The sequence below is a fragment of the Halobacterium sp. NMX12-1 genome (assembly GCF_040435975.1).
In the GTDB taxonomy this organism is placed as follows: Archaea; Halobacteriota; Halobacteria; order Halobacteriales; family Halobacteriaceae; genus Halobacterium; species Halobacterium hubeiense.
This window is the reverse complement of sequence record NZ_CP159204.1, coordinates 359,543-381,728: the sequence shown is the minus strand read 5'-3', so window position 1 is coordinate 381,728 and position 22,186 is coordinate 359,543. Positions and strand designations below refer to the sequence as shown.

At 68.8% G+C, this 22,186-nt stretch carries 22 protein-coding genes; 10 read left to right on the top strand and 12 right to left on the bottom strand.

All coding sequences use genetic code 11. The features are described from left to right. The first annotated feature begins 323 nt into the window (after positions 1-323). Complete coding sequence (locus tag ABSL23_RS03475; protein WP_353634717.1) at positions 324-1,457, top strand: hypothetical protein; 1,134 nt, start codon at positions 324-326, stop codon at positions 1,455-1,457. On the opposite strand, the gene glmM is transcribed toward ABSL23_RS03475, so the two are convergent. Both glmM and ABSL23_RS03465 read right to left on the bottom strand, forming a co-directional pair. Continuing rightward, positions 1,454-2,818, bottom strand: a complete 1,365-nt coding sequence (gene glmM, locus ABSL23_RS03470) for a phosphoglucosamine mutase (protein ID WP_353634716.1) — start codon at positions 2,816-2,818, stop codon at positions 1,454-1,456. The two genes, ABSL23_RS03475 and glmM, sit on opposite strands and share 4 nt — an antisense overlap. Further along, entirely contained in the window at positions 2,815-3,243 is a 429-nt protein-coding gene (locus ABSL23_RS03465; protein ID WP_353634715.1) for a hypothetical protein, read from the bottom strand. Before ABSL23_RS03465 ends, glmM begins: the two co-directional genes overlap by 4 nt. A gap of 88 nt (positions 3,244-3,331) precedes the next feature. Between ABSL23_RS03465 and ABSL23_RS03460 the strand changes: the two genes are divergently transcribed. Next, positions 3,332-4,162, top strand: coding sequence for a hypothetical protein (locus ABSL23_RS03460; RefSeq protein ID WP_353634714.1), 831 nt, complete (start codon positions 3,332-3,334; stop codon positions 4,160-4,162). A 25-nt stretch (positions 4,163-4,187) separates the two neighbouring features. Beyond that, positions 4,188-5,036: a ribose-phosphate diphosphokinase gene (locus ABSL23_RS03455; RefSeq protein WP_059057825.1), complete on the top strand. Its 849-nt coding sequence runs from the start codon at positions 4,188-4,190 to the stop codon at positions 5,034-5,036. Between the two features lie 419 nt (positions 5,037-5,455). On the opposite strand, the gene ileS is transcribed toward ABSL23_RS03455, so the two are convergent. Continuing rightward, a complete protein-coding gene (gene ileS, locus ABSL23_RS03450; protein ID WP_353634713.1) occupies positions 5,456-8,650 on the bottom strand; it encodes an isoleucine--tRNA ligase in 3,195 nt (1,064 codons plus the stop codon). Between the two features lie 57 nt (positions 8,651-8,707). Then, on the bottom strand, positions 8,708-8,938 hold the full coding sequence (locus ABSL23_RS03445) for a hypothetical protein (protein ID WP_353634712.1): 231 nt from the start codon (positions 8,936-8,938) through the stop codon (positions 8,708-8,710). A gap of 81 nt (positions 8,939-9,019) precedes the next feature. Between ABSL23_RS03445 and ABSL23_RS03440 the strand changes: the two genes are divergently transcribed. From ABSL23_RS03440 to ABSL23_RS03420, 5 genes are read left to right on the top strand one after another with little or no spacing between them, the layout of a single operon-like run. Beyond that, a complete protein-coding gene (locus ABSL23_RS03440; protein WP_353634711.1) occupies positions 9,020-9,238 on the top strand; it encodes a hypothetical protein in 219 nt (72 codons plus the stop codon). Further along, the gene (locus tag ABSL23_RS03435) at positions 9,238-9,528 is read left to right on the top strand and encodes a hypothetical protein (RefSeq protein WP_059057821.1); all 291 of its coding nucleotides are present in this window, start codon (positions 9,238-9,240) and stop codon (positions 9,526-9,528) included. Before ABSL23_RS03440 ends, ABSL23_RS03435 begins: the two co-directional genes overlap by 1 nt. A 23-nt stretch (positions 9,529-9,551) precedes the next feature. Next, positions 9,552-10,190, top strand: a complete 639-nt coding sequence (locus ABSL23_RS03430; protein WP_353634710.1) for a uracil-DNA glycosylase family protein — start codon at positions 9,552-9,554, stop codon at positions 10,188-10,190. Between the two features lie 25 nt (positions 10,191-10,215). Further along, positions 10,216-10,659 carry a hotdog domain-containing protein gene (locus ABSL23_RS03425; protein WP_059057819.1) on the top strand — a complete coding sequence of 148 codons (444 nt, stop codon included), beginning with the start codon at positions 10,216-10,218 and terminating at the stop codon, positions 10,657-10,659. Between the two features lie 31 nt (positions 10,660-10,690). Continuing rightward, a complete protein-coding gene (locus ABSL23_RS03420) occupies positions 10,691-11,125 on the top strand; it encodes an HIT family protein (RefSeq protein ID WP_353634709.1) in 435 nt (144 codons plus the stop codon). 112 nt (positions 11,126-11,237) lie between these two features. Here ABSL23_RS03420 and ABSL23_RS03415 read toward each other — a convergent pair whose 3' ends face one another. After that, complete coding sequence (locus ABSL23_RS03415; RefSeq protein ID WP_353634708.1) at positions 11,238-14,918, bottom strand: LAGLIDADG family homing endonuclease; 3,681 nt, start codon at positions 14,916-14,918, stop codon at positions 11,238-11,240. A gap of 122 nt (positions 14,919-15,040) precedes the next feature. Here ABSL23_RS03415 and ABSL23_RS03410 point away from each other — a divergent pair, with 122 nt between their 5' ends. Next, the gene (locus ABSL23_RS03410; RefSeq protein ID WP_353634707.1) at positions 15,041-16,669 is read left to right on the top strand and encodes an ATP-binding protein; all 1,629 of its coding nucleotides are present in this window, start codon (positions 15,041-15,043) and stop codon (positions 16,667-16,669) included. A 3-nt stretch (positions 16,670-16,672) separates the two neighbouring features. On the opposite strand, the gene ABSL23_RS03405 is transcribed toward ABSL23_RS03410, so the two are convergent. From ABSL23_RS03405 to ABSL23_RS03385, 5 genes are all read right to left on the bottom strand, one after another. Next, positions 16,673-17,770 carry a P-loop NTPase gene (locus ABSL23_RS03405; protein ID WP_353634706.1) on the bottom strand — a complete coding sequence of 366 codons (1,098 nt, stop codon included), beginning with the start codon at positions 17,768-17,770 and terminating at the stop codon, positions 16,673-16,675. A gap of 46 nt (positions 17,771-17,816) precedes the next feature. After that, on the bottom strand, positions 17,817-18,053 hold the full coding sequence (locus ABSL23_RS03400; protein ID WP_353634705.1) for a hypothetical protein: 237 nt from the start codon (positions 18,051-18,053) through the stop codon (positions 17,817-17,819). Further along, complete coding sequence (gene nrfD, locus ABSL23_RS03395) at positions 18,050-19,375, bottom strand: NrfD/PsrC family molybdoenzyme membrane anchor subunit (protein WP_353634704.1); 1,326 nt, start codon at positions 19,373-19,375, stop codon at positions 18,050-18,052. Before nrfD ends, ABSL23_RS03400 begins: the two co-directional genes overlap by 4 nt. A 79-nt stretch (positions 19,376-19,454) precedes the next feature. After that, positions 19,455-20,678: a 4Fe-4S ferredoxin N-terminal domain-containing protein gene (locus ABSL23_RS03390; protein ID WP_353634703.1), complete on the bottom strand. Its 1,224-nt coding sequence runs from the start codon at positions 20,676-20,678 to the stop codon at positions 19,455-19,457. A gap of 199 nt (positions 20,679-20,877) precedes the next feature. After that, positions 20,878-21,291, bottom strand: a complete 414-nt coding sequence (locus ABSL23_RS03385) for an EamA family transporter (protein ID WP_353634702.1) — start codon at positions 21,289-21,291, stop codon at positions 20,878-20,880. 77 nt (positions 21,292-21,368) lie between these two features. Between ABSL23_RS03385 and ABSL23_RS03380 the strand changes: the two genes are divergently transcribed. Continuing rightward, positions 21,369-21,659 carry a hypothetical protein gene (locus ABSL23_RS03380; RefSeq protein WP_353634701.1) on the top strand — a complete coding sequence of 97 codons (291 nt, stop codon included), beginning with the start codon at positions 21,369-21,371 and terminating at the stop codon, positions 21,657-21,659. 5 nt (positions 21,660-21,664) lie between these two features. Here the strand turns inward: ABSL23_RS03380 and ABSL23_RS03375 are convergent, their stop codons facing one another. Continuing rightward, the gene (locus ABSL23_RS03375) at positions 21,665-21,937 is read right to left on the bottom strand and encodes a hypothetical protein (RefSeq protein ID WP_353634700.1); all 273 of its coding nucleotides are present in this window, start codon (positions 21,935-21,937) and stop codon (positions 21,665-21,667) included. Continuing rightward, complete coding sequence (locus ABSL23_RS03370) at positions 21,934-22,170, bottom strand: hypothetical protein (protein ID WP_353634699.1); 237 nt, start codon at positions 22,168-22,170, stop codon at positions 21,934-21,936. Before ABSL23_RS03370 ends, ABSL23_RS03375 begins: the two co-directional genes overlap by 4 nt. Positions 22,171-22,186: the final 16 nt, after the last annotated feature.

The following is a 22,186-nucleotide window of genomic DNA, read 5'->3' as shown; positions in this document are numbered from 1 at the left end:
ACCCGGAAAGCCCCGGCGGGCTTGCGGTCGTTCGTTCGCGGTTCCCTTCGGTCACCGCTCGCACGTTCCGAGGCCTCCCGTTGGTCGGCCTCGCACTCGCTGTGCTCGCTCCTGCGGTGCTTGCGTCGCGAGACGACCACGCGAGCGCGAGTCCGCCGCCCCTTTCAGTCCACCCCGCTACCGGCTGATCAACCGGCAACGGGCGGGTTGAACGGAGCCTCGCCCCTTTCGAGGCGGTGCTGTCTGGACCATTCGTGGTGTTCCACGATGCTGCCCTGCGTCGCACAGAAAGCCTATCAGCGCGAGCGCCCACCGTTCACGTAATGTCCGACGCGCAGGCCGCCCGCACGACCGACCCGTCCGGCCTCGTCGCCGACCTCGAAGCCGCGCGGGACGCTCGCGACGACGCCCGCGCTGCGGTCGCGGACGTCGGGAAGGAACGGCTCCGCGACCTCCGGGACGCCCTCGACGGCCTCGAACGGCTGTTCGACCAGTACGAGGCCGACGCCACCGGAACAGGGGACTTCAAGTCCTACATCGACTTCCAGGACGACCTCGTGGCGTACGTCGAGGACCTCGACGACGACCTCCCGGAGCGGGAAGCCTTCGAGTCGTTGCTGGACCTCTTCAAGAAGAAGCGCCTCTCGGAGAGCGACTTCGCGGAGGCCCGCGACCGGCTCGCGGACGCCCGCGACCTCGTCGGCCGGCTGGACGACCTCGAGGCCGCGCGCGACGACTATGTGAAGACCCGCCAGCGTCTCGAAGCGCGCGCCGACGAGTACGCAGAGGAAGTCGCACAGCTAGAACGCCTCCAGCGGCTCGGGAACGCCGACCTCGACGCGCCTGTGGAGACGCTCCGGGAGCCAATCGAGACGTACGACGAGCGGGTGCGCGAGGCCTTCGCGTCGTTCCGCGAATCCGCGCCCGCTCGCGACGTGCTGGGGTTCGTGGCGACGACGCAGTCGTACCCGCTGGTGGGCTTCGAGCCCGTGCCCGAGGATCTCGCGGCGTTCGTCACGGACCGCGAGGCCGGTACCGAACCGCTCCCGCAGCTGCTGGAGTACGCGGAGTATTCGCCGTCGAAGCTCGACCACTACGTCGCCGAACCCCGCGCCCTGAAGCGCGCGGTCGGCGGCAACCGCACGTACCTCGACCGACTGGACGCCGACCCGCTCACCGTCGGGTGGCCGCCCGCGCCCGCCGAGGAACTAAAGCACCGCCTAGAGGAACTCGTCTCGGTCGTCGCGCGGTTCGCCGACGACGACGTGCTCGCGGCGCTCCACGCGGTCCGGCGCCGAGTCCGAGACGACGACTACCAGCGGCTGCGGACGGCCGCCGTCGCGGAACACGAACTCACTGAGGCGGAGAAACAGCGCATCGAATCCGGGGTTGCCAACGACCTCGAAGCGGCCCGCGAGGCCGAGCGGGAGCTCCGGGACGCCCTCGACCGACTCTAGACGCCGGCTTTCGCGGCGCGGAGCGCGGCGGCGAACTCGTCGGCGAGCGAGCGCGCGCGCTCCTCGCTGGTGGCTTCCGCGTAGATGCGGACGACCGGCTCCGTCCCCGAGGGCCGGGCGAGCACCCACGCGTCGCCGTAGTCGAGCCGGTAGCCGTCGATGGTGGTGCGTTCGGCGTCGGCGTCCAGCGCCTGTTCTTCGGCCGCGCCGAGCAGCGCCTCGCGCTCGGCGTCGTCGTCGTAGCCGACGTTGATGCGGACGTTGTGGTAGTCGCTGTACGGCGCGACGACCTCGCTCGCGGTTCTCTCCGCGAGTAGTTCGAGGAAGCGCGCGCCCGTGTACGCGCCGTCCCGTGTCATCCGGTAGCCCGGGAAGATGACCCCGCCGTTGCCTTCGCCGGCGACCGGCACGGTCTCGCCCTCGGACTCGAGCTGGCGGATGCGGGTCATAATCTGGGTGCTCCCGATGGGCGTGAGTTCGAGGTCCGCGCCCGTGCGCTCGGCGACGTCCACGAGGCGCTGGCTGACGTTCACCGCCGACACCGTCGTGTCGCCCTCGCCGAGTTCGGCTTCCGCGAGCGCCGCCAGCGTCGCGTCCCCCTCGACGTAGTCGCCGCGCTCGTCGAAGAAGATGGCGCGGTCGGCGTCGCCGTCGTGGGCGATGCCGACGTCCGCGTCGGTCGCGCGCACGAGGTCGCCGAGGTCGCCGAGGTTCGCGGCGACGGGCTCGGGGTCGCGGCCGGGGAAGTGGCCGTCGGGCTGGCCGTTCACGGTGACGACCTTGCAACCGAGCCGGCGGTAGAACTCGGGGCTGGTGAGCGCGCCCGCGCCGTGGCCGGGGTCGAGCGCGACCGTGAGGTTCGCGTCCGCGATGGCCTCCCGGTCCACCGCCTCCAGCAGCTGTTCGACGTACTCGCGGCGCGCGGACTCAACGTCGACGTCGGCGCCGACCGCGTTCCACGCGACCTCGTCGAACTGCTCGGTGAGGAACTTCCGCTCGATGCGCTCGAGCTCGTCGACGGGGAGCTCGACGCCGTCCGCGCCGACGAGCTTGACGCCGTTGTACTCGGCGGGGTTGTGGCTCGCGGTCACCATCACCGCCGGAATCGCCTCGCGTTCGGCGTACGCCTGCAGGCCCGGGGTCGGTACCACGCCGAGCCGGTCGACGTCCACGCCGACGCTCTGCAGGCCGCTGGTCGCGGCGTTCACGAGCATTCCCCCGGTCGTCCGCGTGTCCCGCGCGACCGCCACGCGGTCGGTCCGCCACACCGACCCCGCGGCCTTCGCCACCCCCTGCACGAACCCGGGGGTGAGCTCCTCGTTCGCGACGCCCCGGGTGCCGCTGGACCCGAACACTTTCATGTGCGTTCCTGCGGCCGCCCGCGCCTAATCGCTTCCGAACTGGCCGAACCGTTCCGGTTCTGCACGGTGTGGCCGTCGACCAGCACGCGCACCCGGTACTCGTCGCCGTCGTAGCGGTAGATGGCGTCGACCTGCCCGCAGCGCTCCCGGAGGTCCGCGCGGAGCGCTTCGCCGGTCTCCCGGTCGACGTCCGTGACGACCCACTCGCCGTCGGGCGCGGTCGTCGCCGACGACAGCACGCGCTCCAGGGCGGGGTGGGCTTCGAGGAACGTCGCGGACAGCGGGCAGTGGACGTCGGCGTTCTCGACGGCGGCCTCGCTGGCGCGCCGCACCCGGACCTCCACCGGGTCGTCGCCGACGACCCGCGAACAGCCGCTGCCGGCGGCCAGCGCGGCCACCGCGGCGAGCACCGTCCGCCGTCGCATGGCCCCGCATACGGCAGCCACGCCAAAGGGCTTTCCCGAACAGCGGGCAACCGCAACGCTAACGCCGGCCCGCGAGACGCCTTCACGTATGCCGACAATCCGCGAGAAGCGCGTCTACACCGACCAGTCCGAGACCGTCGACGCGTACGTCGCCGCCGACCTCGGCGTCGCCGTCGCGCGCGTCTCCCAGGACAAGATCGGCGAGTTCAGCCTCGCCGAGCGCTGTACCGCCCGGGATGTCGCGGCGACCGCCCGCGGCGTCGCCGCAGCAACAGACGAGGACGTGCTCCTCGGGGACGACGACGGCTTCGCGGAGACTGGCTTCGGCCCCGCGGTCGCGGTCACGGGCTACGATGGCGACGTGCTCGCCGCCGGCGAGGACGGCCGGCTCGCGCGCTACGACGGCTCGTGGGAGTCCGTCGGGACCGTCGCGGACGTGCGCGCGCTCGATGCCGACCTCGTCGCCGCCGCGGACGGCGTCCACCGCCTCACGGACGACGGGCTCTCGGCGGTCGGACTGGACGACGCGAAGGACGTCGCGGCCGCCGGCGTCCCGCTGGCCGTGACGCCCGACGGGCTCTACCGGCTCGGCGCGGGCTGGATGGAGGCAATCGAGGGCGCCTTCGAGGTCGCCACCAGCGACCCCGTGACCGCCGACGCGGGCGAACTGGGGCGCGCGCACGCCGCGACCGCGGACTCGCTGTACGAGCACGCGCCCGGCGACGACGCCGACGCGTGGCGCGCCCGCGAGCTCCCAGTCGAGGACGCCGTGGTGGACGTCGCGTACGCGACCGACGCGGTTGTCGTGCTTACCGCCGACGGCGCGCTCGCTGCCGACGCCGGCGACGGGTTCCGGCACCGCAGCCTCGGGCTGCGCGCGGCGTCCGCGCTGGCGGTCGTCGCCGAGGGAAACGCGTAAGCCGCCGGCAGGCCTCCCGTCTGGTATGATACTCAGCGGGTCCGCGACCCAGCAGCTCGCCGCGGCGCTCGCGGCGGAGCTCGGCGACGACCTCGCGCGCGTCGAGTACGAGTCGTTCCCGGACGGCGAGCGCATCGTCCGCGTCCCACCCATCGACGGTCGCGCCGTCGTCGTCGCCTCCACGGTCTCCAGCGACGCCCACGTCGAACTCCTCCAACTGCAGGACGCCGCCCGCGAGGCCGGCGCCGACGAAATTGTTACTGTGATTCCCTACATGGGATACGCGCGCCAGGACGAGGCGTTCGAGCCCGGTGAACCCGTCTCGGCCCGCGCGATGGCGCGCGCCATCTCCACGGGCACCGACCGCGTGCTCACCGTCTGCCCGCACGAGCAGAGCGTTCTCGGCTTCTTCGATGTGCCCGCGACCGGCGTGGACGCTTCCGGTCGGCTCGCGAACCCGCTGCCCGCGGACCTCGCGGACCCGGTCTTCCTCGCGCCCGACGAGGGCGCCGTCGGCCTCGCTCAATCCGTCCGGGACGGCTACGGCGTCGGCGATACCGACCACTTCGAGAAACACCGTCACTCCGGTAGCGACGTCACCGTCACGCCCAGCGACGTCGATGTCTCGGGCCGCGACGTAGTGGTCGTCGACGACATCATCGCCACCGGCTCCACGATGAGCGAGGCCGTCGGCGAACTCGACGACCCTGCGCGCGTCTACGTCACCTGCGTCCACCCCCTGCTCGCGGGGAACGCCCGCCTGAAGCTCGCAAACGCCGGCGTCGAAGCCGTCTACGGCACCGACACCATCGAGCGCGCCGTCTCTACTGTCAGTGCTGCGCCCGCCGTCGCGGACGCGCTGCAGTCGCTGTAACAGCTGTTGAGAGCGCGATCTCTTTTATTCAGAACCACTTCTGAAATTGACTGCGGCGAATGGATACGTAGGACAGCGTATAGCCTATCTATTATGTAGGATGGGAGAAAATACATTCTATACGATATAATGAATGAAAAGGATATCAGCTATCGAAAACGTCTAAGTATCGCGTCGTCGTCCCTCGGTATGGCGATTATCGTGGGCTGTGTCATCTCATGGCTTGACGACCCTGTGTTGGGGGAAGTCACCCTCGGAATTTTCATAGTCGGCCTTGGCCTGTTCTGCTATGGATTATGGAAAGCCCCCTAACAGTGACTACGTCCCCTGCACGTAGGGCTATTTCATCCATACTCTGAATGAAGGAACCGATTGACAACTACTGGTAACGCCCGAGAGTAGCCGCTCGTCCTCGCCGCCTACAGCTCTTCGATTTCGAGCGCCATCTTCGTGCCCTCGACGTCCCACTCCTCGCGGTAGCCGTCCTCGACTTCGCCGAGCTCGCGGGCGCGGGTCTCCTCCTCGATGAGGTCCTCGTGCTCGGAGACCAGCCGGGCGACGCGGTCGTCGAACACCACGACGTCCAGCCGAATCTCGGCGTCCATCGCGAGGTCGAGGTCCTTGCGCATCTCCTGGACGCGGCGGATGACCTCGCGGGCGTACCCCTCGCTCTCGACGTCCTCGTCGAGTTCGGTGTCGACGTAGACGGTGCCGCCGTCGAAGTCGGCGCCCGAGACGTGCTCGGGCGCCTCCTCCACGAACTCCACCATCTCGGGCGTGAGTTCGACGTCGCGGCCGAGTTCCTCGCCGACCTGCTCGGCGAGCGCGTCGAGGTCCGCCGACTCGACGTGCGCGTCGTTGAGCGCCTGCATGACCTCGCCGGCGTCGTCGCCGAACGCGGGGCCGAGCACGCTCATGTCGGCGCGCGCGCTGAACGCCAGCTCGTCCCAGTGCTCGCCCTCGTCGACGACCTCGATGCGGCGCGCGTTCAGGCGGTCGCGGAGCAGACTCGGGTGGTCGCGGACCGCGCTCGCGACGCGGTCGTCGTCGGCGTCCACGACGATGCGCGTCACGGGCCAGCGGAGCTTCCGGCCGGCCTGCTGGCGGGCGTGACTGCCGGCTTCCTCGATGTCACGGAGCGCCGCCACGTCGTCTTCGAGCGCGGGCTGGCGGTAGCGCTCCTCGACCTCGGGCCAGTCGCTCATGTGGACGGTGTCGTAGGCGTCGCCGTCCGTGAGGTGCTGGTAGAGTTCGTCCGTCACGAGCGGCGCGTACGGCGCCAGCATCGCGGTCACTTCCAAGAGGGCTCGCTGGAGGGTGGCGTACGCCGCGGTCTTCGACTCGGAGTCGCCCTCCTCCCACATGCGCTCGCGGACGACCTGCACGTAGTACCGGGAGAGGTCGCCCGTGACGAACTCCAGAATCTCGTCGAGGGCCTTGTGCTGCTCGAAGGCCTCCCAGTGGTCGGTGGCGTCGCCCTTCACGCGCTGGAGCGTCGACAGCAGCCACTGGTCGACGGTTTCGAGGTGGACGTCGTCGACGGAGACGCCGTCGCCGTCGCCGCCGAACGGCTCGGGGACGTTCGCGTCGAAGTCGTCCATCGCCATGTACGGCCGCGGGAACCGGAACACGTTCCAGAGGATGTTGAGGTCCCGCTGCATGTTCTCGGTCTCGTCCCACGAGAACCGCATGTCCTGGCCCTGCGGGCTCACCGACAGCAGGAACAGGCGCATCGGGTCGGCGCCGTACTCCTCGATGACCTCGTTGGGCTCGATGGTGATGCCCTTGGACTTGGACATCCCGCGGCCGTCGGGCATGTTCGCGTAGCCGTGCATGAGCACCTCGTCGTAGGGAATCTCGCCCATCGCCGCGGTGCCCATGCCGAGTTGCGACCAGAACCAGCCCCGCGTCTGGTCGTGGGCCTCCATGATGAGGTCGGCGGGCCACAGCTCCTCGAAGGCCTCCTCCTCCTCGGGGTAGTTCAGGGTGCCCCACGACGCCACCGAGGAGTCCAGCCAGACGTCGAAGACGTCCGGGACGCGCGTGTACGTCGTGCCGTCCTGCGTGATAGTGAGGTCGTCGACGGTGTCCTTGTGGAGGTCCACGGTCTCGGGGTCGACGTCCTGGTCGGCCAGTTCCGCGAGCTCCTCGCGGGTGCCGACGACGAGCACGTCGTCCATGTCGCCGTTCCAGTCCTCGGGCGTCCAGATGGGGACCGGGATGCCCCAGTAGCGCTGCCGGCTGACGTTCCAGTCCGGCGCGTCCTCCACGAAGTCGCGGAAGCGGTTGTCCCGCGCCCACTGCGGGTGCCACTCCGAGTCCTCCATGTTCTCCAGGAGCTCGTCTTTGACGTCCGTGATGGTGATGAACCACTGGTCGGTGACGATCTGGATGATGCCGGTGTCACAGCGCCAGCAGTGCCCGTAGGAGTGTGTGACCTGCTCCTCGGCGAGCAGCGCGCCCTTCTCCGAGAGGTCGTCGATGATGTCGTCGTTGGCGTCCCGGACGAACTGGCCCTCGTACTCGCCGGCTTCCGCGGTGTAGACGCCGTCCTCGCCGACCGGACAGAACACGGGGAGGCCGAGTTCCTCGCCGCGCGCGAAGTCCTCCTCACCGTGGCCGGGCGCGGAGTGGACGAGGCCCGTGCGGTCGGCCTCCACCCAGTCGCCGTGGTAGACCTCGTGCGTGCCGTCGGCGTCCACGGGATTGGCGGGTACTTCCTCGGCGAGCGGCGGCGTGTACGACCAGCCGAGCATGTGGCTTCCGGAGAACGTCTCCTCGACCTCGTAGTCGTCGTAGCGGCCCGCCGTCAGCACGTCCTCGACGCACTCCTCGGCGACGTAGAGCACGTCCTCCTCGCCGTCCTTCGTCGCGCGCACCTTCTGGTAGGAGCCGTCCTCGTCGACGGCGACGTACTCGTTGGCCGGAATCGTCCACGGCGTCGTCGTCCACACGACCAGCGACCCCTCGCGGTCGTCGAGGTCGAAGGTGACGTAGATGGAGGGGTCCTCGACGTCGTCGTACTCCACTTCGTTGTTCGCGATGGCGGTCTCGCAGCGCGGGCACTGGCTGATAGAGCGCTTCCCGCGCTCGACGAGGTCCCGCTCGTGCACGCGGTCGAACGCCCACCACGCCGCCTCCATGTACGACGGGTCGACGGTCTTGTAGGGGTTCTCCCAGTCCATCCAGACGCCGAAGCTCTGGAAGTCCTCTTGGAGGCCCTCGAGGTTCCGGTCGGCGAACTCCTTGCAGGCCTCGATGAACTTCTGCTCGCCGTACTCCTCGATGTCCTTCTTCGACTCGAAGCCCAGCTCCTCCTCGACTTTCGTCTCGATGGGGAGCCCGTGCATGTCGTAGCCCGGGCGGTCGGTGACGTCGTAGCCCTGCATCCGGTGGTAGCGGATGTAGGCGTCCTTCAGCGTCTTGTTCCACGTCGTCCCCATGTGGGCGGCGCCGGACGTGTACGGCGGGCCGTCCACGAAGAAGAAGTCCTCGCCGTCCGCCCGGTGCTGTTTGGCCTGCTCGTAGGCGTCGACGTCCTCCCAGTAGTCGAACACCCGGTCCTCGACGTCCTCGGGGTCGTACTGGTCGGGTACGTCGGCGAATCGGCTCATGGCGTACCCGTCTCGCTCGCCCCCCAAAGGGTAATCGGTTGTACAGTCGCCCCCGGGTTACGCGCCGCCAATCTGTGCGCGCACCTTGTCCGTGAACAGCATCGTGCCGGCGGCGATGGCGACGACGCCCATGACTGCCAGCCACACGCCAAGCACCGTCTCGCCGCCGCCGAGCGTGGCGGCGCTCCGCAGTTCCGTGAGGACGCCCGCCCCCACGAAGCCCGCGCTGAGGACGGCGTACGCGAGCGTCACGGCGACGTCGAACAGCTCCGCAGCGTTGTTGAGCATAGCCAGCGGTAGCCAGCCGTCGTTCATAGCCCTTCTGTTCGAGACAGAAGGCTTAGTAGCGACGACGCGAGTGCTCGGGATATGGGACGTTACGGTAACCTCGACTACCCGACGCTCGCGAAACGCTCGACGCTCGCGAGCTTCGCGCTGTTCGTCGTCGGCGCGCTCGGCCTCGCGCTCACCGGCAGTTCACTGCCCGGCTGGGAGCAGGCGCTACTGTTCGACGCGGAAGTCGCGGGCGTGCTCGGCATCCTGCTGTGCCCGCTCGTGTTCGGCATCGTCCTCCCGCTCACGGAGTAGTGCCCACCGACTCGCTCGTCCTCGCCGCGGTCGGCGTCCTGCTCGTCGCCGTCGCGCTCTTCGTCCGCGTGCGTCGGCGCGCTGACCTGCTCGCCAACTACGACAAGAGCGCGGACCCTGAGTACGCCGCGGTCCACGCCGGTAACGCCGTCGCGGCGGCCGGCGCGGTGCTGGTCGCGTACGGCGCCGCCGACGCGTACTGGGAGTTCCCCGAGTGGACGGTCTTCGTTCCGATTCTCGCCGTCGTCGCGCTCGCGTTCCTCGCGGCGGCCCGCGCGCAAGGCTATTGACGCCGCCCGCCCGACACGCTGGCGTGCCCGAGTTCCCCGACGCCGACACCCGCCACGTCCTCGAACCGGACTGCGAGCGCTGTCCGGCGCTGGTCGAATCGCGGAACTGCATCTCGTGGGGACAGGGGCCGCTGGACGCCGACCTCGTGGTCGTCGGCGAGGCGCCCGGTGCCGGTAATCCGGACGCCGAGCGGTGGCGCGGCGGCAACTACACCGGGATGGCGCACACGACCCGCCACTCGGGTCGACGCGTCCGCGACCTCGCCGCCGACCTCGGCCACGCGGACGCGTACTTCACGAACGCCGTGAAGTGCCACCCGCCCGAGAACCGCGACCCCACGCCCGACGAACGCGAGGCGTGCGCCGTCCACCTCGAAACCGAACTCGCCGAACTCGAACCCGCGGCCGTGCTCGCCACGGGCAAGCACGCCACCGCGAGCCTGCTGTCGCTGGCCGACCGCAGGCTCGATGGCTTCGTCTCGACGGTCGGCGACTGCGTACGCGAGGGATGCCCGCTCGACTGGCCGGGCTTCGACGCCGCGCTCGTCCCCGCGCTCCACCCCTCCTACGAGGACGTCTGGCTCTCACGGCTTGACCTCTCCCGGGACGAGTACGTCGCCGGCCTCCGGGGCGCGCTCGCCGCGGCGCGCCGTCAGGACTAACACCCGAAGCGTCGTCGCCTCACGTATGCCAGACGCCTTCGATATGCTCGCCGACGCCGGCGCCGACGTTCGCGGCGAGACCACGTTCACGCTCGACGCCGCCGACGCCACCGTCGCGTTCGGCGCACACGACGACCAGTCCGGCGACGCCGCCGATGAAGCAGTCCCCGTGCTCGGGACGCCGCACTTGCTCGCGCAGTTCGAGGTCGCCGTCCGCGACGCGCTCCGCGGCCGTCTCCCGGAGGGCACGCACGCCGTCGCGCGCGGCGCCTCAGTCTCGCACCTCGCGCCCGTCGGCGTCGGGGAGTCCGTCGACGCGTCCGCGACGCTCGTCGCCGTCGACCGCCCCGACCTCTCGTTCGCCTGTCGCGCGGAACGCGCCGACGGCGCGTCCGTGGCTACCGCGGACCTGACGCTGCGCGTCGTCGACCGCGACCAGTTCCGCGACAGCGTCGGCAACCGCGAGTAGGCTTTTAATCGAGGCGCGTGTTGGGCCGCACATGGCCGAGGACTGCATCTTCTGTCAGATCGTGGATGGAGAGATTCCCGCGCGCGTCGTCTACGAGGACGCGGACGTGCTCGCGTTCCTCGACGCGAACCCGCTGGCGCCCGGGCACACGCTCGTCATCCCCAAAGAGCACCACGAGACGCTCGGTGACGTGCCGCCGGAGAGCGGCGAGATGATGTTCGCGGCACTGCACTACCTCACGCCTATCGTTGAGGACGTCGTGGACGCCGACGGCAGCAACGTCGCGTTCAACAACGGCGAGGCCGCCGGGCAGGAAGTCCCGCACGTCCACGGCCACATCATCCCGCGCTTCGACGATGACGGCGGCCGGCCGGTCCACGCCGTCGCCGGCGAGCGTCCCGACCTCTCGGACGCCGAACTCGACGACATCGCCGACAGCATCGCCGACAGCGCTGGCGAAGAATAACCCGTCACTCCTACATTCTGGGTCCGGTGAGTCCGGGCGACGGCGGTTGTCGCATCACTGTGACTTGGCCCTGTCCGCCGCTCGGACCATTGCGCCCATCAGAGCGCGGGGCTCAGATTGCCCGCAGGTGGTCCTTGTTCGGCTGGTAGAGCTCGCCTTTCTCCTTGAGCTTCTCGATCTCGTGTTCGGCCTTCGAGGCGTCCATCCCAACTTCTTCGGCGCGGTCCAGCACTTCTTCGACGGGCGCGCCCTCGTCGAACTCGTCCTCGATTTCCTTGATGATGGCCTTGACGTTCTTCACGCGGTCGCGCTGGGTCTTCGAGCGGCCGGTCTCGACGACGTCGGCGTCGTACTCGCCGGTCTCGGGGTCGACGCCGATGTCCTGCAGACACGAGCGCACGATCTCGATGACGCGCTCGGCGTCCTCCTTCTCGACGGTGTCCGAGAGCCGGACGCGCGCGGACGCCTCGCCGAGGCGCACCAGCGCCTCCAGCTGGCGCGCGGTCACCGGGACCGGAGAGTCCTCGCCCTGGCCCTCCGCGCGCAGGTCCACGTAGAACTCCTCGATGGCGTCGCGGGCCTCGTCGGTCATCGTCGGGTAGCAGTTCCGCCGCGAGTACGCGATGTACTTCCGCAGCAGCGACGCGTCGATGGCGGGCGCGACGTTGTCGGTCTCCGCGCTGACCTCGTCCTCGGTGTGGTTCGCGCTCGCGAGCTGGTTCTGCTGGGTGTTGAGCTCGCCCGCGTAGTTCGTCTGGAGGATGTGCTGGGCGAGCTGGGCGTCCTCCTCGGGGTCGGGCTCGTCGGTCACCGTGAAGATGAGGTCGAACCGCGAAATCAGGGCGGGTTCGAGGTCGATCTGCTCGCCGATGGGCTCGTACTGGTCGAAGCGGCCGTACTTCGGGTTCGCCGCGCCCAGCAGCGAACACCGCGCTTTGAGGGTGGCGTTGATGCCCGCCTTCGAGATGGAAATCTTCTGCTGTTCGAGCGCCTCGTGCATCGCCGAGCGGTCGTCGGCAGCCATCTTGTCCAGTTCGTCTACCGCCGCGACGCCCTGGTCAGCGAGCACGAGCGCACCGGCTTCCAGCGTCCACTGCTGGCCGTCACCGAAGTCGTCCCGCACCGCGGCCGCCGTCAGCCCCGCGGAACTGGAGCCCTTGCCGGACGTGTAGACGGAGCGCGGCGCGATGTTCTGGACGTAGGAGATGAGCGCGGAGTTGTGGGAGACGACGCCGTTCGAGAGGTACGCGTGCGTCCCCTCGACCTCAAGGTCATAGACCCACTCTTCGGCCGGTTCGACGGTCTCGATGGACTCGATGCGGTCCCACGAAACGTCGTTCTCGACGAGGTGGCGGAGACGTTCGACGTCCGGCTCGACCGAGAGGGCCTCGTCGATTCGCGTCCCGAGGCCGTTCTTCGCCGACACAACCTTTCCGCCGTCCGGAACGGCGTCGTTGCGCTCGTAGTAACTCACGGCAGTCTGTTCGACGCCCATCTCGTCCGCGAGCTCCGCCTGCGAGACGTTCAGCTCGTCGCGGACCGCGGAGACGTCTCGCCAGTCGCCGTCTTCGATGCTCTGTTTCGTCTCTCGGAGCCCCGCGAGTCGGTTTTCGAACGCTTCGACGACCTGTCGGAGACTGTCCCGGCTCGGATTCCGGTCGCCGCGCTCGTAGTGCTGGTACGTGGTCCTCGGGACGCCGCAGTCGAACTGGGAGAGTTCGAGCGTCTCTCGAATGCGGCCGAGCTCTTCGCCAATATCGGGGACAACGTCGACGTTCGTGTTCGAAGACTGCCCGTCGTAGGAGCCGGCTGTCGTCGACTTTCGCTCCGTGACGAAGCCGATTTGCTCGACGTACCGTTCGAAGCTGTCGCCGCCGATACGGAGGCGGTAGCTGCCGTTGTTCCGCGCTTCGATGCTCGACGTGACGTCGAACGCGAGCAACAGCGAGCGCACGCCGTCGAGCAGTTCGCGGCTCATCGAGGCGACCGTGATTTCGCGCTGGGTCTCCGAGACGTGGCTCTCGCTGTCGACGTACGCGCGGAGGAACTCGCGTTTCGTCTTGGTGGTCGCGCGTCGAATCGCGTCAGGGACGCGCTGGTCCGCCGACGGCTGCAGAATCGCCGATTCGAGATTCTCGAGGAAGCTCGCGAACTCGCCGGAGGTACACCGGACAGTCTTCGCGGACTTCCCTTCTCGGGGCCCGCTGACTGCATAGTTGAGTCCAAGCGCGTCCAGCGCGTCAGTGACGTCGTTGAGTATCTCGTCGTCTTCGTTCGTGACTCTGACGTCGCCTGTGTGGTCGTCGCCGAGCACGACGTACCCTTCGGCGATGATGTAGCCGACGAGCCGAGCGAGCGAGGGCGTCCACTCGTCCGGAAGACTCAGTCGAACCGCGTTCTCTGACTCCGAGCGGCGGTAGTCGACATCGAGCGTGTCGTCTCCGCTCGTCTGTAGCGACTGCGGCGTCGCGACGAACTCGTTCTCATCGAGTTCGTCCGCCGTCCGTGCCGCGATTTTTCCGTCCTGCTGTACGAACAACGGGTGCGACGGCGTCACTTCGAGTTCGCGGCCGCTCGACGTTCGAATCCGGTACATCTGGTCTGGTGCTTCTCGCTTCCAGACTCGGGTCGCTCGTCGCTCGGTAATCGTCCCGTCGGTGTCCATCGAGAGCACCGGCAGGTCGGCGTCGTCGTACACGCCGTCGTCGACCGGCTTCGGGTTTTCGAGGTTCTCTTCGACGATGTCCCGAATCGGGCGCTCGGTGCCGTCCGCGAGCGTAACGTGCGTGTCCCCGTCGAGGCACTTCCCCGTCCCGGGGTCCCCGATGAGGAGCATGTGGAGGTCGCCCCGAATCCGGGACTCGTCGGGGAGGTGTTTGGTGACGCCGGAGAACAGCTGGAGAATCATCGCGAGCTTGGCTTCCCGGTGGCCGTAGATGGAGGGCGCCATCGAGTCGACCATCTGCTCGTAGATGTTCTCGCGGTTCGAGATCTCGACGATCTGCTGTTTGTCCTCCTCGGTGATGTTCATCTCCTCGAACTCCTCGTCCTCGATGACGACTGACGTCCCCTCCATGTAGAGGTCGAAGACGGGGGACTCGTTGCTGCCCTCGCTCTGGTCGAGGCGGAGCACGCCGGCGACGGTGACGTGGTCGCCGGGCGTCACTTCCCCGGTGATGTCGTCGGAGACGTGCACGTCGATGCTCTGTGGGGTCTCCCCGCCGGCCAGCCCCTCGGGGGACTCCTGAATCCGGAGCTTCTGGGAGTCGACGAACTCCGAGCGCTCGGGGTCGAGCTTGAACGGGCCCTGGCGCTCGCAGCTCTCGCACTGGTAGGGCTCCTGGAAGCCCGCGTCGCCCTGAGGCACCTCGGTCTCGGCGCCGCAGCGCTGGCAGACGAACACCGCGCGCTCGATCTTCGGGCGGACGTCCGTCGCCTTCCGCACCATCCCCTGCACGCTGACGAGCGTGTTGAGGTGTTCGGCGCGAATCTCGCGAATCTCGGTGTGCTCGTCGAGGCCGAACACGCGGACGTGGGCCTGTCCGAGGCTGACGTCCACGGGGAGGTCGTACAGCCGGAGGGCTTCCTCGGCGGCCTCCCGGAGGTCGTCGGGGTGGTTGATGTAGTCGTCGGCCAGGTCGGGGTCCATCTGGTAGAGGTCCCGCCAGTCGAGGTGCAGTGACTTCGTCTCGCGGGGGTACTTGCGGGCGAGCTCCGCGACGTCGTCGCTGTAGTACCGGCGGTAGAACTCCTCGAACCTGTCGACGAGTTCCTGGTTTGCGGCCTGGGCCATTCTGTCCACGACAAGTAGCGCCCGCTCGCCTAAGAAGCTTGGCAAACCGGGGTGGAAGTGGTCGTGCGCCCGAACAGCTATCCGGCCGCGCTGTGAACCCGCGGGCAACGCGGAGTCGTCTGATGACAGGACTGCTGTTCGCTGGCTACGTTGCGGTGTTCTTTGTGGCGGCGCTCGCGTGTCTCGCTGGGCTGTCGCGGGTCGGGCGCGTCGAGGACCCGGGGACGCGTCGCGGGCTCGCCGCGCTGCTCGTCACCAGCGGCGGCTGGGCGGCCGCGCAGGCGGGCTTTCTCGCGCTGCCGTCGACGGAGCTCAAGGTCGCCGCGTACACCGGCGGCCTCATCTTCGGGCTCGCCACCGTGGGGGCGTGGCTCTACTTCTGTTCAGCGTACACGGGGAGGGCGTTCCACCGCAACCCGACGGTCCGCCGCGTCGCGCTGGGTGTGTTCCTCGCGGTCATCGCGGTGAAAGTCACGAACCCAGTCCATGGCTTCTACTTCGGCGTCGAACAGGCGTCGGCGCCGTTCCCGCATCTCGCCGTCGACCACCACACCCTCCACTGGCTGGTGATGGGGACGGCGTACGCGCTGGCCGCCGTCGGCTACTTCATGCTGTTCGAGCTGCTCGGGCAGACGGGCTACGACACGCGCCCGCTGCTCGCGCTCGTCGCCGTCACCGGCCTCCCCGTGGCGGCGGACGTCGTCGGCGCCTCGACGTCGGCGCTCCCGGAGCTCAGCTACGAGTCGCTGGGCGTCGCGGCGTTCGCCGTCGGGGTGTTGTTCGTCTTCCTCGACCGCTTCCAGGCGGTCCAGCTCGCGGGCGACGTCCGGGACGCGGTCGTCTTCCTCACCGACGACGGCGAGATTCGGGACGCGAACGAGCGCGCCCGCGGGCTGTTCCCGGCGCTGGCGGGCGCGACGGGGCGGCCGCTGGCGGACGCCGTGCCGGCCGTCGCCGAGCGGCTTGCCGGCGACCGCGACGTCGTGGAACTCCGGCGGAACGGCGAGCGGCGGTTCTACCAGGTGTCGGCGACGCCGTTCACGTTCGGGCGGACGCGCGTCGGGCAGATGGTCGTCGTCACGGACGTCACCAGCGAGGAGGACGCGCGCCGACAGATTCAGCGGCAGAACGAGCGCCTCGGCCAGTTCGCCAGCGTCGTCAGCCACGACCTTCGCAACCCCCTGAACGTCGCGGCGGGCCGCGTGGATCTGGAGCGCGACCAGCGGCCCAGCGAGCACCTCGACGCGGCGGCGCGGGCGCTGGACCGCATGGAGCAGATTATCGAGAGCGTGCTGATGCTCGCGCGCGAGGGCGCGGACATCGGCGAGCGCTCGCGGGTGTCGCTGTCGGCGCTGGCCGAGCAGGCGTGGGCGTCGGTTGCAGCCGAGCACGCCACGTTCGTCGTGGACGGTGACCTCGCGTTCGACGCGGACGCCGACCGCGTCGTCCAGCTCCTGGAGAACCTCTCTCGGAACGCCGTCGAGCACGGCGGTCCCGACGTCACGGTGCGGGTCGGCGCGCTCGCGGACGGGTCGGGGTTCTACGTGGAGGACGACGGCCCCGGCATCCCCGCGGACGTACAGGACGACATCTTCGAGATGGGGTACACGACCAGCGACGGCACGGGCCTCGGGCTCTCTATCGTGGAGACCATCGCGTCCGCGCACGGCTGGGAGGTCGCCGCTACCGACGCGGAGCACAGCGCGACGGGCGCGCGCTTCGAAATAACGAGCGTCGAATCAGCGGACTGACCGTTAGGGCGACCCGGCGGGGGCGTCGGCCTCCTCCGGGACGTCGTCGCCGCGCTCGGCGACGTGTTCGGCGACCTTCCGGCGGTTGATTTCGCCGACGCGGTCGGCGGTCTCGTCCACGAACTCGAAGAGGTCCTCGCGGACGCCGCTGTCCTCGTCGCGAATCGTCGGGCCGCCCGATTCGCTGTCGAAGTCGGGGTGGACGGGGAGCTCCGCGAGCACGGGGACGTCGTAGTCGTCGCTGATTTCGGCGGCGCCGCCGCTGCCGAACACCTCGTGGGTGTCCTCGCAGTTCGGGCAGTGGTACGCCGACATGTTCTCGACGACGCCGAGGACGGACGCGTCGTGCTCGGCGAACAGCTTCAGGCCCTTCCGGGCGTCCGCGACCGCCATCTCCTGCGGGGTGGTGACGACGACGACGCCCGCGACGGGCAGCGTCTGCAGGAGGTTCAGCGACGCGTCGCCCGTGCCCGGCGGCAGGTCGACGACGAGGTAGTCCAGTCGGCCCCACTGGACCTCGTTGATGAACTTCATCATCACGTTGTTCACCATCGGCCCGCGCATCACCGCGGGCTCGTCGCCGTCCGGCATCATGTGGTCGGTGCTCATCACGCGCACGCCGTCGGAGGCGGGCGGGACGATGTCGCCGTCGGGCGTGACGCCGGGCTCGTTCTCCGTCGGCAGGATGCGGGGGACGTTCGGGCCGTGAACGTCCGCGTCGAGGATGCCGACGCGCGCCCCGCGGTCGTTCAGGCCGGCCGCGAGGTTCGCGGCGACCGTCGTCTTCCCGACGCCGCCCTTCCCGGAGGCGACGGCGACGACGTTCTTCACGCCCGGGAGAATCTCGTCGTCGAAGCCGTGTTCCTCGCCGACGTTCGCGCGCAGGTCGGGTTCGAGGCCGGCGTCCTCGACGACGTCCCTGATGTCGTTGCCAATCTCGATTTCCGCCGGCGAGTACGGCGCGTTGAACGCCAGCTCCACGCGGGCGGTGTCCTCGTTGACGGCGACGTCGTTGACGAGCCCCATCGAGACGATGTCGTCGTCGTTCAGCGGGTCCTCCACGTCGGCGAGTCGTGCTCGGAGTTCGGGTGCAGTGGTCATTGGTTTGAGTGGGTGCCGGGGTCCCCCCGGCGCGGGTGGCTGGCTGTCAGAAGAACGCGAACTTGATGACCATCGTGGCGACGAACAGCCCGCCCCACAGCGCGGTCGTGAGGCCAGCGAGGTAGGCGACGCCGAGGCCGGCGGTCTTCCCGTCGCTGGGGTCGCCGAGGTACCACGTGGCCACCATCACGTAGACGGGCGCGAGCACGATGCCGAAGATGAGGTACGTGCCCGGGCCGACGAACGGCAGCGTGTACGGCGCCGACGACAGCGGCAACATCACTCACTCACCTCCTCGTGGTCGTCCTCGATTGCGTGCAGTTCCACCACCGGAATCACCTTCGAGACGGCGAGGAAGAACAGCACGACGATGCCGACCGCGCCCAGCAGCGACGACAGCTCCACGGGCGACGGGATGTAGACGCCGGGGACGCCGTCGTACAGCTGGAAGTGCGCGTGCTGGAGCCCCTCGACGACGAACAGCGTCTTCTCGATGAGCGTACCCACGAGTACCAGCACGGAGACCGCGACGATGCGCGGAATCGAGAACAGCGACGACTTCAGCGCGGCCGCGAACACGTACAGCTCCGCGGCGACGACGAGGCCGATGGCGACCCAGTAGACGGGCTTGGCGATTTTGACTTCGGTGGCGTGCTGGAGCGTGGTCGGCGCCGCGAAGATGCCCGTGATGACCTGCTGGAGCTGCAGCCACAGGAAGATGAGCGCGAAGAAGCCCAGCCACTTCGAGAGCCCGTAGAACACCTGCTTCGGGATGAGCTCCTGCCAGTCGTAGGCGTAGCGGAACGCCGCCGCGACGATGATGATGCCGCTGACCGCGGACGTGAGCGCGATGGAGAGGAACGACGGCCCCTGCACGCCGCCCGCCCAGCCGGCCATCGACGGCAGCAGCGCGAACAGCCACGGGATGACGCCGCCGTGGAGCAACAGCGGGGCCATGATGATGATGGCGAACGCGAGCCACCACACCATGCGCTCGACGACCGCGTCCTCCTTCTCGCTATACCCGACCATTAGGGCCTTGTACAGCGGCTCGAAGCGGTCGGGGAGGCGGTCGCGCAGCCGGTGGATGTCGTACCGAATCGTCAACAGCAGGTACGTCGCCGTCAGCACGAAGTACGCCGTGATGACGGTGACGTCCCAGACGAGCGGCGACCACTGGACGCGCGTCGGCCACGCGGGCAGCACGCTCGTCACGAGGCGGTCCGGCCGGCCGACGTGGATGAGGATGTAGAGGCCGGCGCAGGTCAGCGCGGCGATGGTGAGCAGTTCCGCCATGCGGGCGACCGGCTGGTAGTCGTCCATCCCGAGCAGCCGCACGGCCGCGGAGAGGATGATGCCGCCGTGGGCGATGCCGACCCACCAGATGAACGCGCCGATGTAGAGGCCCCACGGGACGCCGCCGCCGGAGCCCCAGTCGCCGAGGTGGGTGACGATGAGGCCGTGTTCGAGCTGCTGGACGTAGAAGAACAGCCAGACGCCGACGCCCGCCAGCGCCAGCAGGAAGACGGCGATGTACTTCTTTGAGAACGTCTGAATCGGCCGCACGAGCGTGTCGCGGCCGACCCCGGTGACGTCGACGCTCACGGGCGCTCACCCCCGTCGGGCGCGACCCGGTAGGGTTCGTCGTCGGTGCGCTCGGTGCGCTCGCGGTTGGTGTCGGCGATCATGCCTCTTCGCCCTCCTTGTTGGCCATCGCGCCGTTGTCGAGCACCTCCTCCTTGCGGTTGTCGACGATGCCCATGTCGTCGTAGCTCACGGGGCCCTCGACCTGTTCGGCGTGCGGCGACGGCTCGTTGCCGATGTAGTGGACGTTCGGCTCCGTGCCGCGCTCCTCCATGAGCTTGAACGTGGAGACCGTGTGCTCCTTGCGGTTCGGGAACTGCTCGGTGTCGTTCTCCTGGCTCTCGCGGTACTCGCGGAGGTGCTGGTTGGGCGCGCTCTCGGGGTCGTTCAGGTCCCCGAAGTGGATGGCGTCCATCGCGCACGCCTCCTCGCAGGCGGTGGTGCCGATCTTCTCCTCGCCCATCGCCCCGTCCTGGCGGTCGACGCAGAACGTGCACTTGCCCATCACGCCCTTCGGCGGGCGCGCGCCAACCCAGCGGCCGCGCTCGTCGTACTGGTTCTCGTCGGGAATCTCGCTGTCCGGGACGTCGGGCTCGCCCCACTGGAAGTAGTTGACGCCGTACGGACACGACACCTCGCAGTACCGGCAGCCGATGCAGATGTCGTAGTCCGTGAGCACGAGGCCGTCCTGCTCGCGGGTGTGGCGCGCGCCGACCGGACACACCTTCGTACACGGCGAGTCCGTACAGTGCTGGCACGGCCGCACGAGGAAGTTCTCGTCCTCCTGGTCCTCGTCCTCGTACGTGAACACGTACATCCAGTTCGCGCCCCCGGACGTGCCGTGTTCCTCGTTGCACGCGACGACGCAGGCGAGACAGCCGTCGCAGTTGTTGAGGTTGATGGTCATCCCGTAGCGCGTCCCGTCGCCGTCCTCGCCCTCCTGGGCGGCCGCGGTCTCGCTGTCCACGCTCGCGAACAGCCCGAGCGCGACCGCCGCGGCGCCGCCCTTCTTCATCACCTCACGGCGCGAGAGGTCCTGGTCGTCGGCGAGCCCGGAGAGCCGGTCAGCGAACCCGTCGCCGCCCGCGTCGTCGAGCAGCCCCGAGATCTCGCGGTCGTCCTCGCCGAACTCCTCGAGGACGTCCTCGTGGTACTGGCGGTAGAATTCCGCCTCCGAGAGCTCGCCCGCGGCGACGCGCTGGGCGTCTTTCGCCATCTCGACGCCGAGCTCCGTGTCGTACTCGGTGTCGTCGAGCAGGCGCTCCATGCGTTCCTCTTCGTCGTCGTCGAACGATGTGGGGATGTCGTCGTCTGGGTCTGGCATTCCTGTCAGCCTCCGTCTGTGCGCGCGGCGACAGTCACCGCCGTCGCCGCTTTTTCTCGTTTCTCGCGTTACTCGACCGTCAGCCGGGGCTGTACGCGCGTTCTCAAAGAACCGTCACCCACGTTCCCACGAACTGGGAGTTAGCCGGATGATGTTCGGAGGCCGGTATAAGGGGGTTGCCGAGCGGAGGCGAAGCCGTTCAGGACGCCACGAGGACGACGGCGACGACCGCGAGTGCGAGCCCTGCGGCGTTCGTCGCGGACAGTGCCGCGTCGAAGTAGAGCACGCCGACGACCGCGGGGATCACGAAGTACAGCGCGACGATGGCCGAGACGACGGCCATGTTCCCGCGCGCCAGCGCCGCGTAGAAGCCGATGGTGCCGGCGGCCAGACAGAGGCCCGAGACCGCCGCGAACACGAGGTCCACGCGCGAGCCCGTCACCGGCTGGCGCGTCCAGAGCGCGTACCCGCCCGCGACCGCGATGCCCGCGACGTACGAGACGAACACCGCGTTCACGGCCGCCATGCTCCGCGTCGCCACGCCAGCCGTCACTGCCCACGCGCCGTACAACACCAGCGCCACGACCGCAATCAGAACCGACGACCCGACCATACCGGTGCGTTTCGCGGGCATCGGAAAAGTGCCGCGTTCGAGCAAGACTCATTCCCGTCGAACGCCTCGGGTCGCGTGTGCCCGAAACGCTCCACACGCAAGTGCTCGCCGTCGTCCCACCGGAGGACGTCGACGACCACGACCTCCAGCCCGCCCTCCGCGACCTCGCGGACTCGCGGTACGTCCTCGTCTGCCGGAAGGGCGGCGCGCCGTCCTGGCCCGAACGCATCAAGTCGTTCCTCCTGCGCGACCCCATCGAAGCCGTCACGCTCGTCGCCGACAACGCGCCTGAAGAAGGCGCGGAGTTCACGGCGCGCGTCGAGGAGACGGAGATGGTCGGCGTCTACGACGTCCTCAGCGTGGAGTAGGTGGGCTAGCCACCGCCGCTGTTGCCGCCGTAGCCGCCAGCCTCCGCTTGCATCTCCTTCTCGCGGTCGCTCGTCTCGCTGGTCGGCTTCTCCCGAATCTGTCCCCACTGGTAGAGCAGGTACAGCACGCCGACGACCGCGCCGGCGGTCAGTACGCCGACAGCGGACTCGTAGGCCGCGCCGCCCACGACGTGCACGACCACCGCGAGCACGCCGCTCGCGGCCGTCGCGAGCCACACCCACGCTGGTGCCACGTCAGTCGCGGACAGGTCGCTCATGCGTACGTGTTGGTGGGGTGACGGTAAATGTATTCTCCCTGGGTGGAATTGGGACAAAGGATGTACTGGAGGATTGGATTTGAGAACGCTACTACCATCTCACGGACGCGCTCGCGTTCCTCCTCGACCGCCCGCATCTCATCGGGGTGGTCGTGGTAGTACGCCAGTGCGTAGTAGACCTCCGAAAGCGAGAGGTCCAGCCGGGAAGCGACAGTCTCGGGGGTCGAGGCCATGACCCTCGACCCGCTT

Bases quoted from the DNA above. Each gene is read 5' to 3' on its own strand.
- ABSL23_RS03465 (WP_353634715.1), bottom strand. From the start codon at position 3,243: ATGCGACGGCGGACGGTGCTCGCCGCGGTGGCCGCGCTGGCCGCCGGC.
- ABSL23_RS03425 (WP_059057819.1), top strand. From the start codon at position 10,216: ATGCCAGACGCCTTCGATATGCTCGCCGACGCCGGCGCCGACGTTCGC.
- ABSL23_RS03410 (WP_353634707.1), top strand. From the start codon at position 15,041: ATGACAGGACTGCTGTTCGCTGGCTACGTTGCGGTGTTCTTTGTGGCG.
- ABSL23_RS03390 (WP_353634703.1), bottom strand. From the start codon at position 20,678: ATGCCAGACCCAGACGACGACATCCCCACATCGTTCGACGACGACGAA.
- ABSL23_RS03405 (WP_353634706.1), bottom strand. From the start codon at position 17,770: ATGACCACTGCACCCGAACTCCGAGCACGACTCGCCGACGTGGAGGAC.
- ABSL23_RS03420 (WP_353634709.1), top strand. From the start codon at position 10,691: ATGGCCGAGGACTGCATCTTCTGTCAGATCGTGGATGGAGAGATTCCC.
- ABSL23_RS03440 (WP_353634711.1), top strand. From the start codon at position 9,020: ATGGGACGTTACGGTAACCTCGACTACCCGACGCTCGCGAAACGCTCG.
- ABSL23_RS03460 (WP_353634714.1), top strand. From the start codon at position 3,332: ATGCCGACAATCCGCGAGAAGCGCGTCTACACCGACCAGTCCGAGACC.
- ABSL23_RS03415 (WP_353634708.1), bottom strand. From the start codon at position 14,918: ATGGCCCAGGCCGCAAACCAGGAACTCGTCGACAGGTTCGAGGAGTTC.
- ABSL23_RS03455 (WP_059057825.1), top strand. From the start codon at position 4,188: ATGATACTCAGCGGGTCCGCGACCCAGCAGCTCGCCGCGGCGCTCGCG.
- ABSL23_RS03375 (WP_353634700.1), bottom strand. From the start codon at position 21,937: ATGAGCGACCTGTCCGCGACTGACGTGGCACCAGCGTGGGTGTGGCTC.
- ileS (WP_353634713.1), bottom strand. From the start codon at position 8,650: ATGAGCCGATTCGCCGACGTACCCGACCAGTACGACCCCGAGGACGTC.
- ABSL23_RS03370 (WP_353634699.1), bottom strand. From the start codon at position 22,170: ATGGCCTCGACCCCCGAGACTGTCGCTTCCCGGCTGGACCTCTCGCTT.
- ABSL23_RS03475 (WP_353634717.1), top strand. From the start codon at position 324: ATGTCCGACGCGCAGGCCGCCCGCACGACCGACCCGTCCGGCCTCGTC.
- ABSL23_RS03385 (WP_353634702.1), bottom strand. From the start codon at position 21,291: ATGGTCGGGTCGTCGGTTCTGATTGCGGTCGTGGCGCTGGTGTTGTAC.
- glmM (WP_353634716.1), bottom strand. From the start codon at position 2,818: ATGAAAGTGTTCGGGTCCAGCGGCACCCGGGGCGTCGCGAACGAGGAG.
- ABSL23_RS03445 (WP_353634712.1), bottom strand. From the start codon at position 8,938: ATGCTCAACAACGCTGCGGAGCTGTTCGACGTCGCCGTGACGCTCGCG.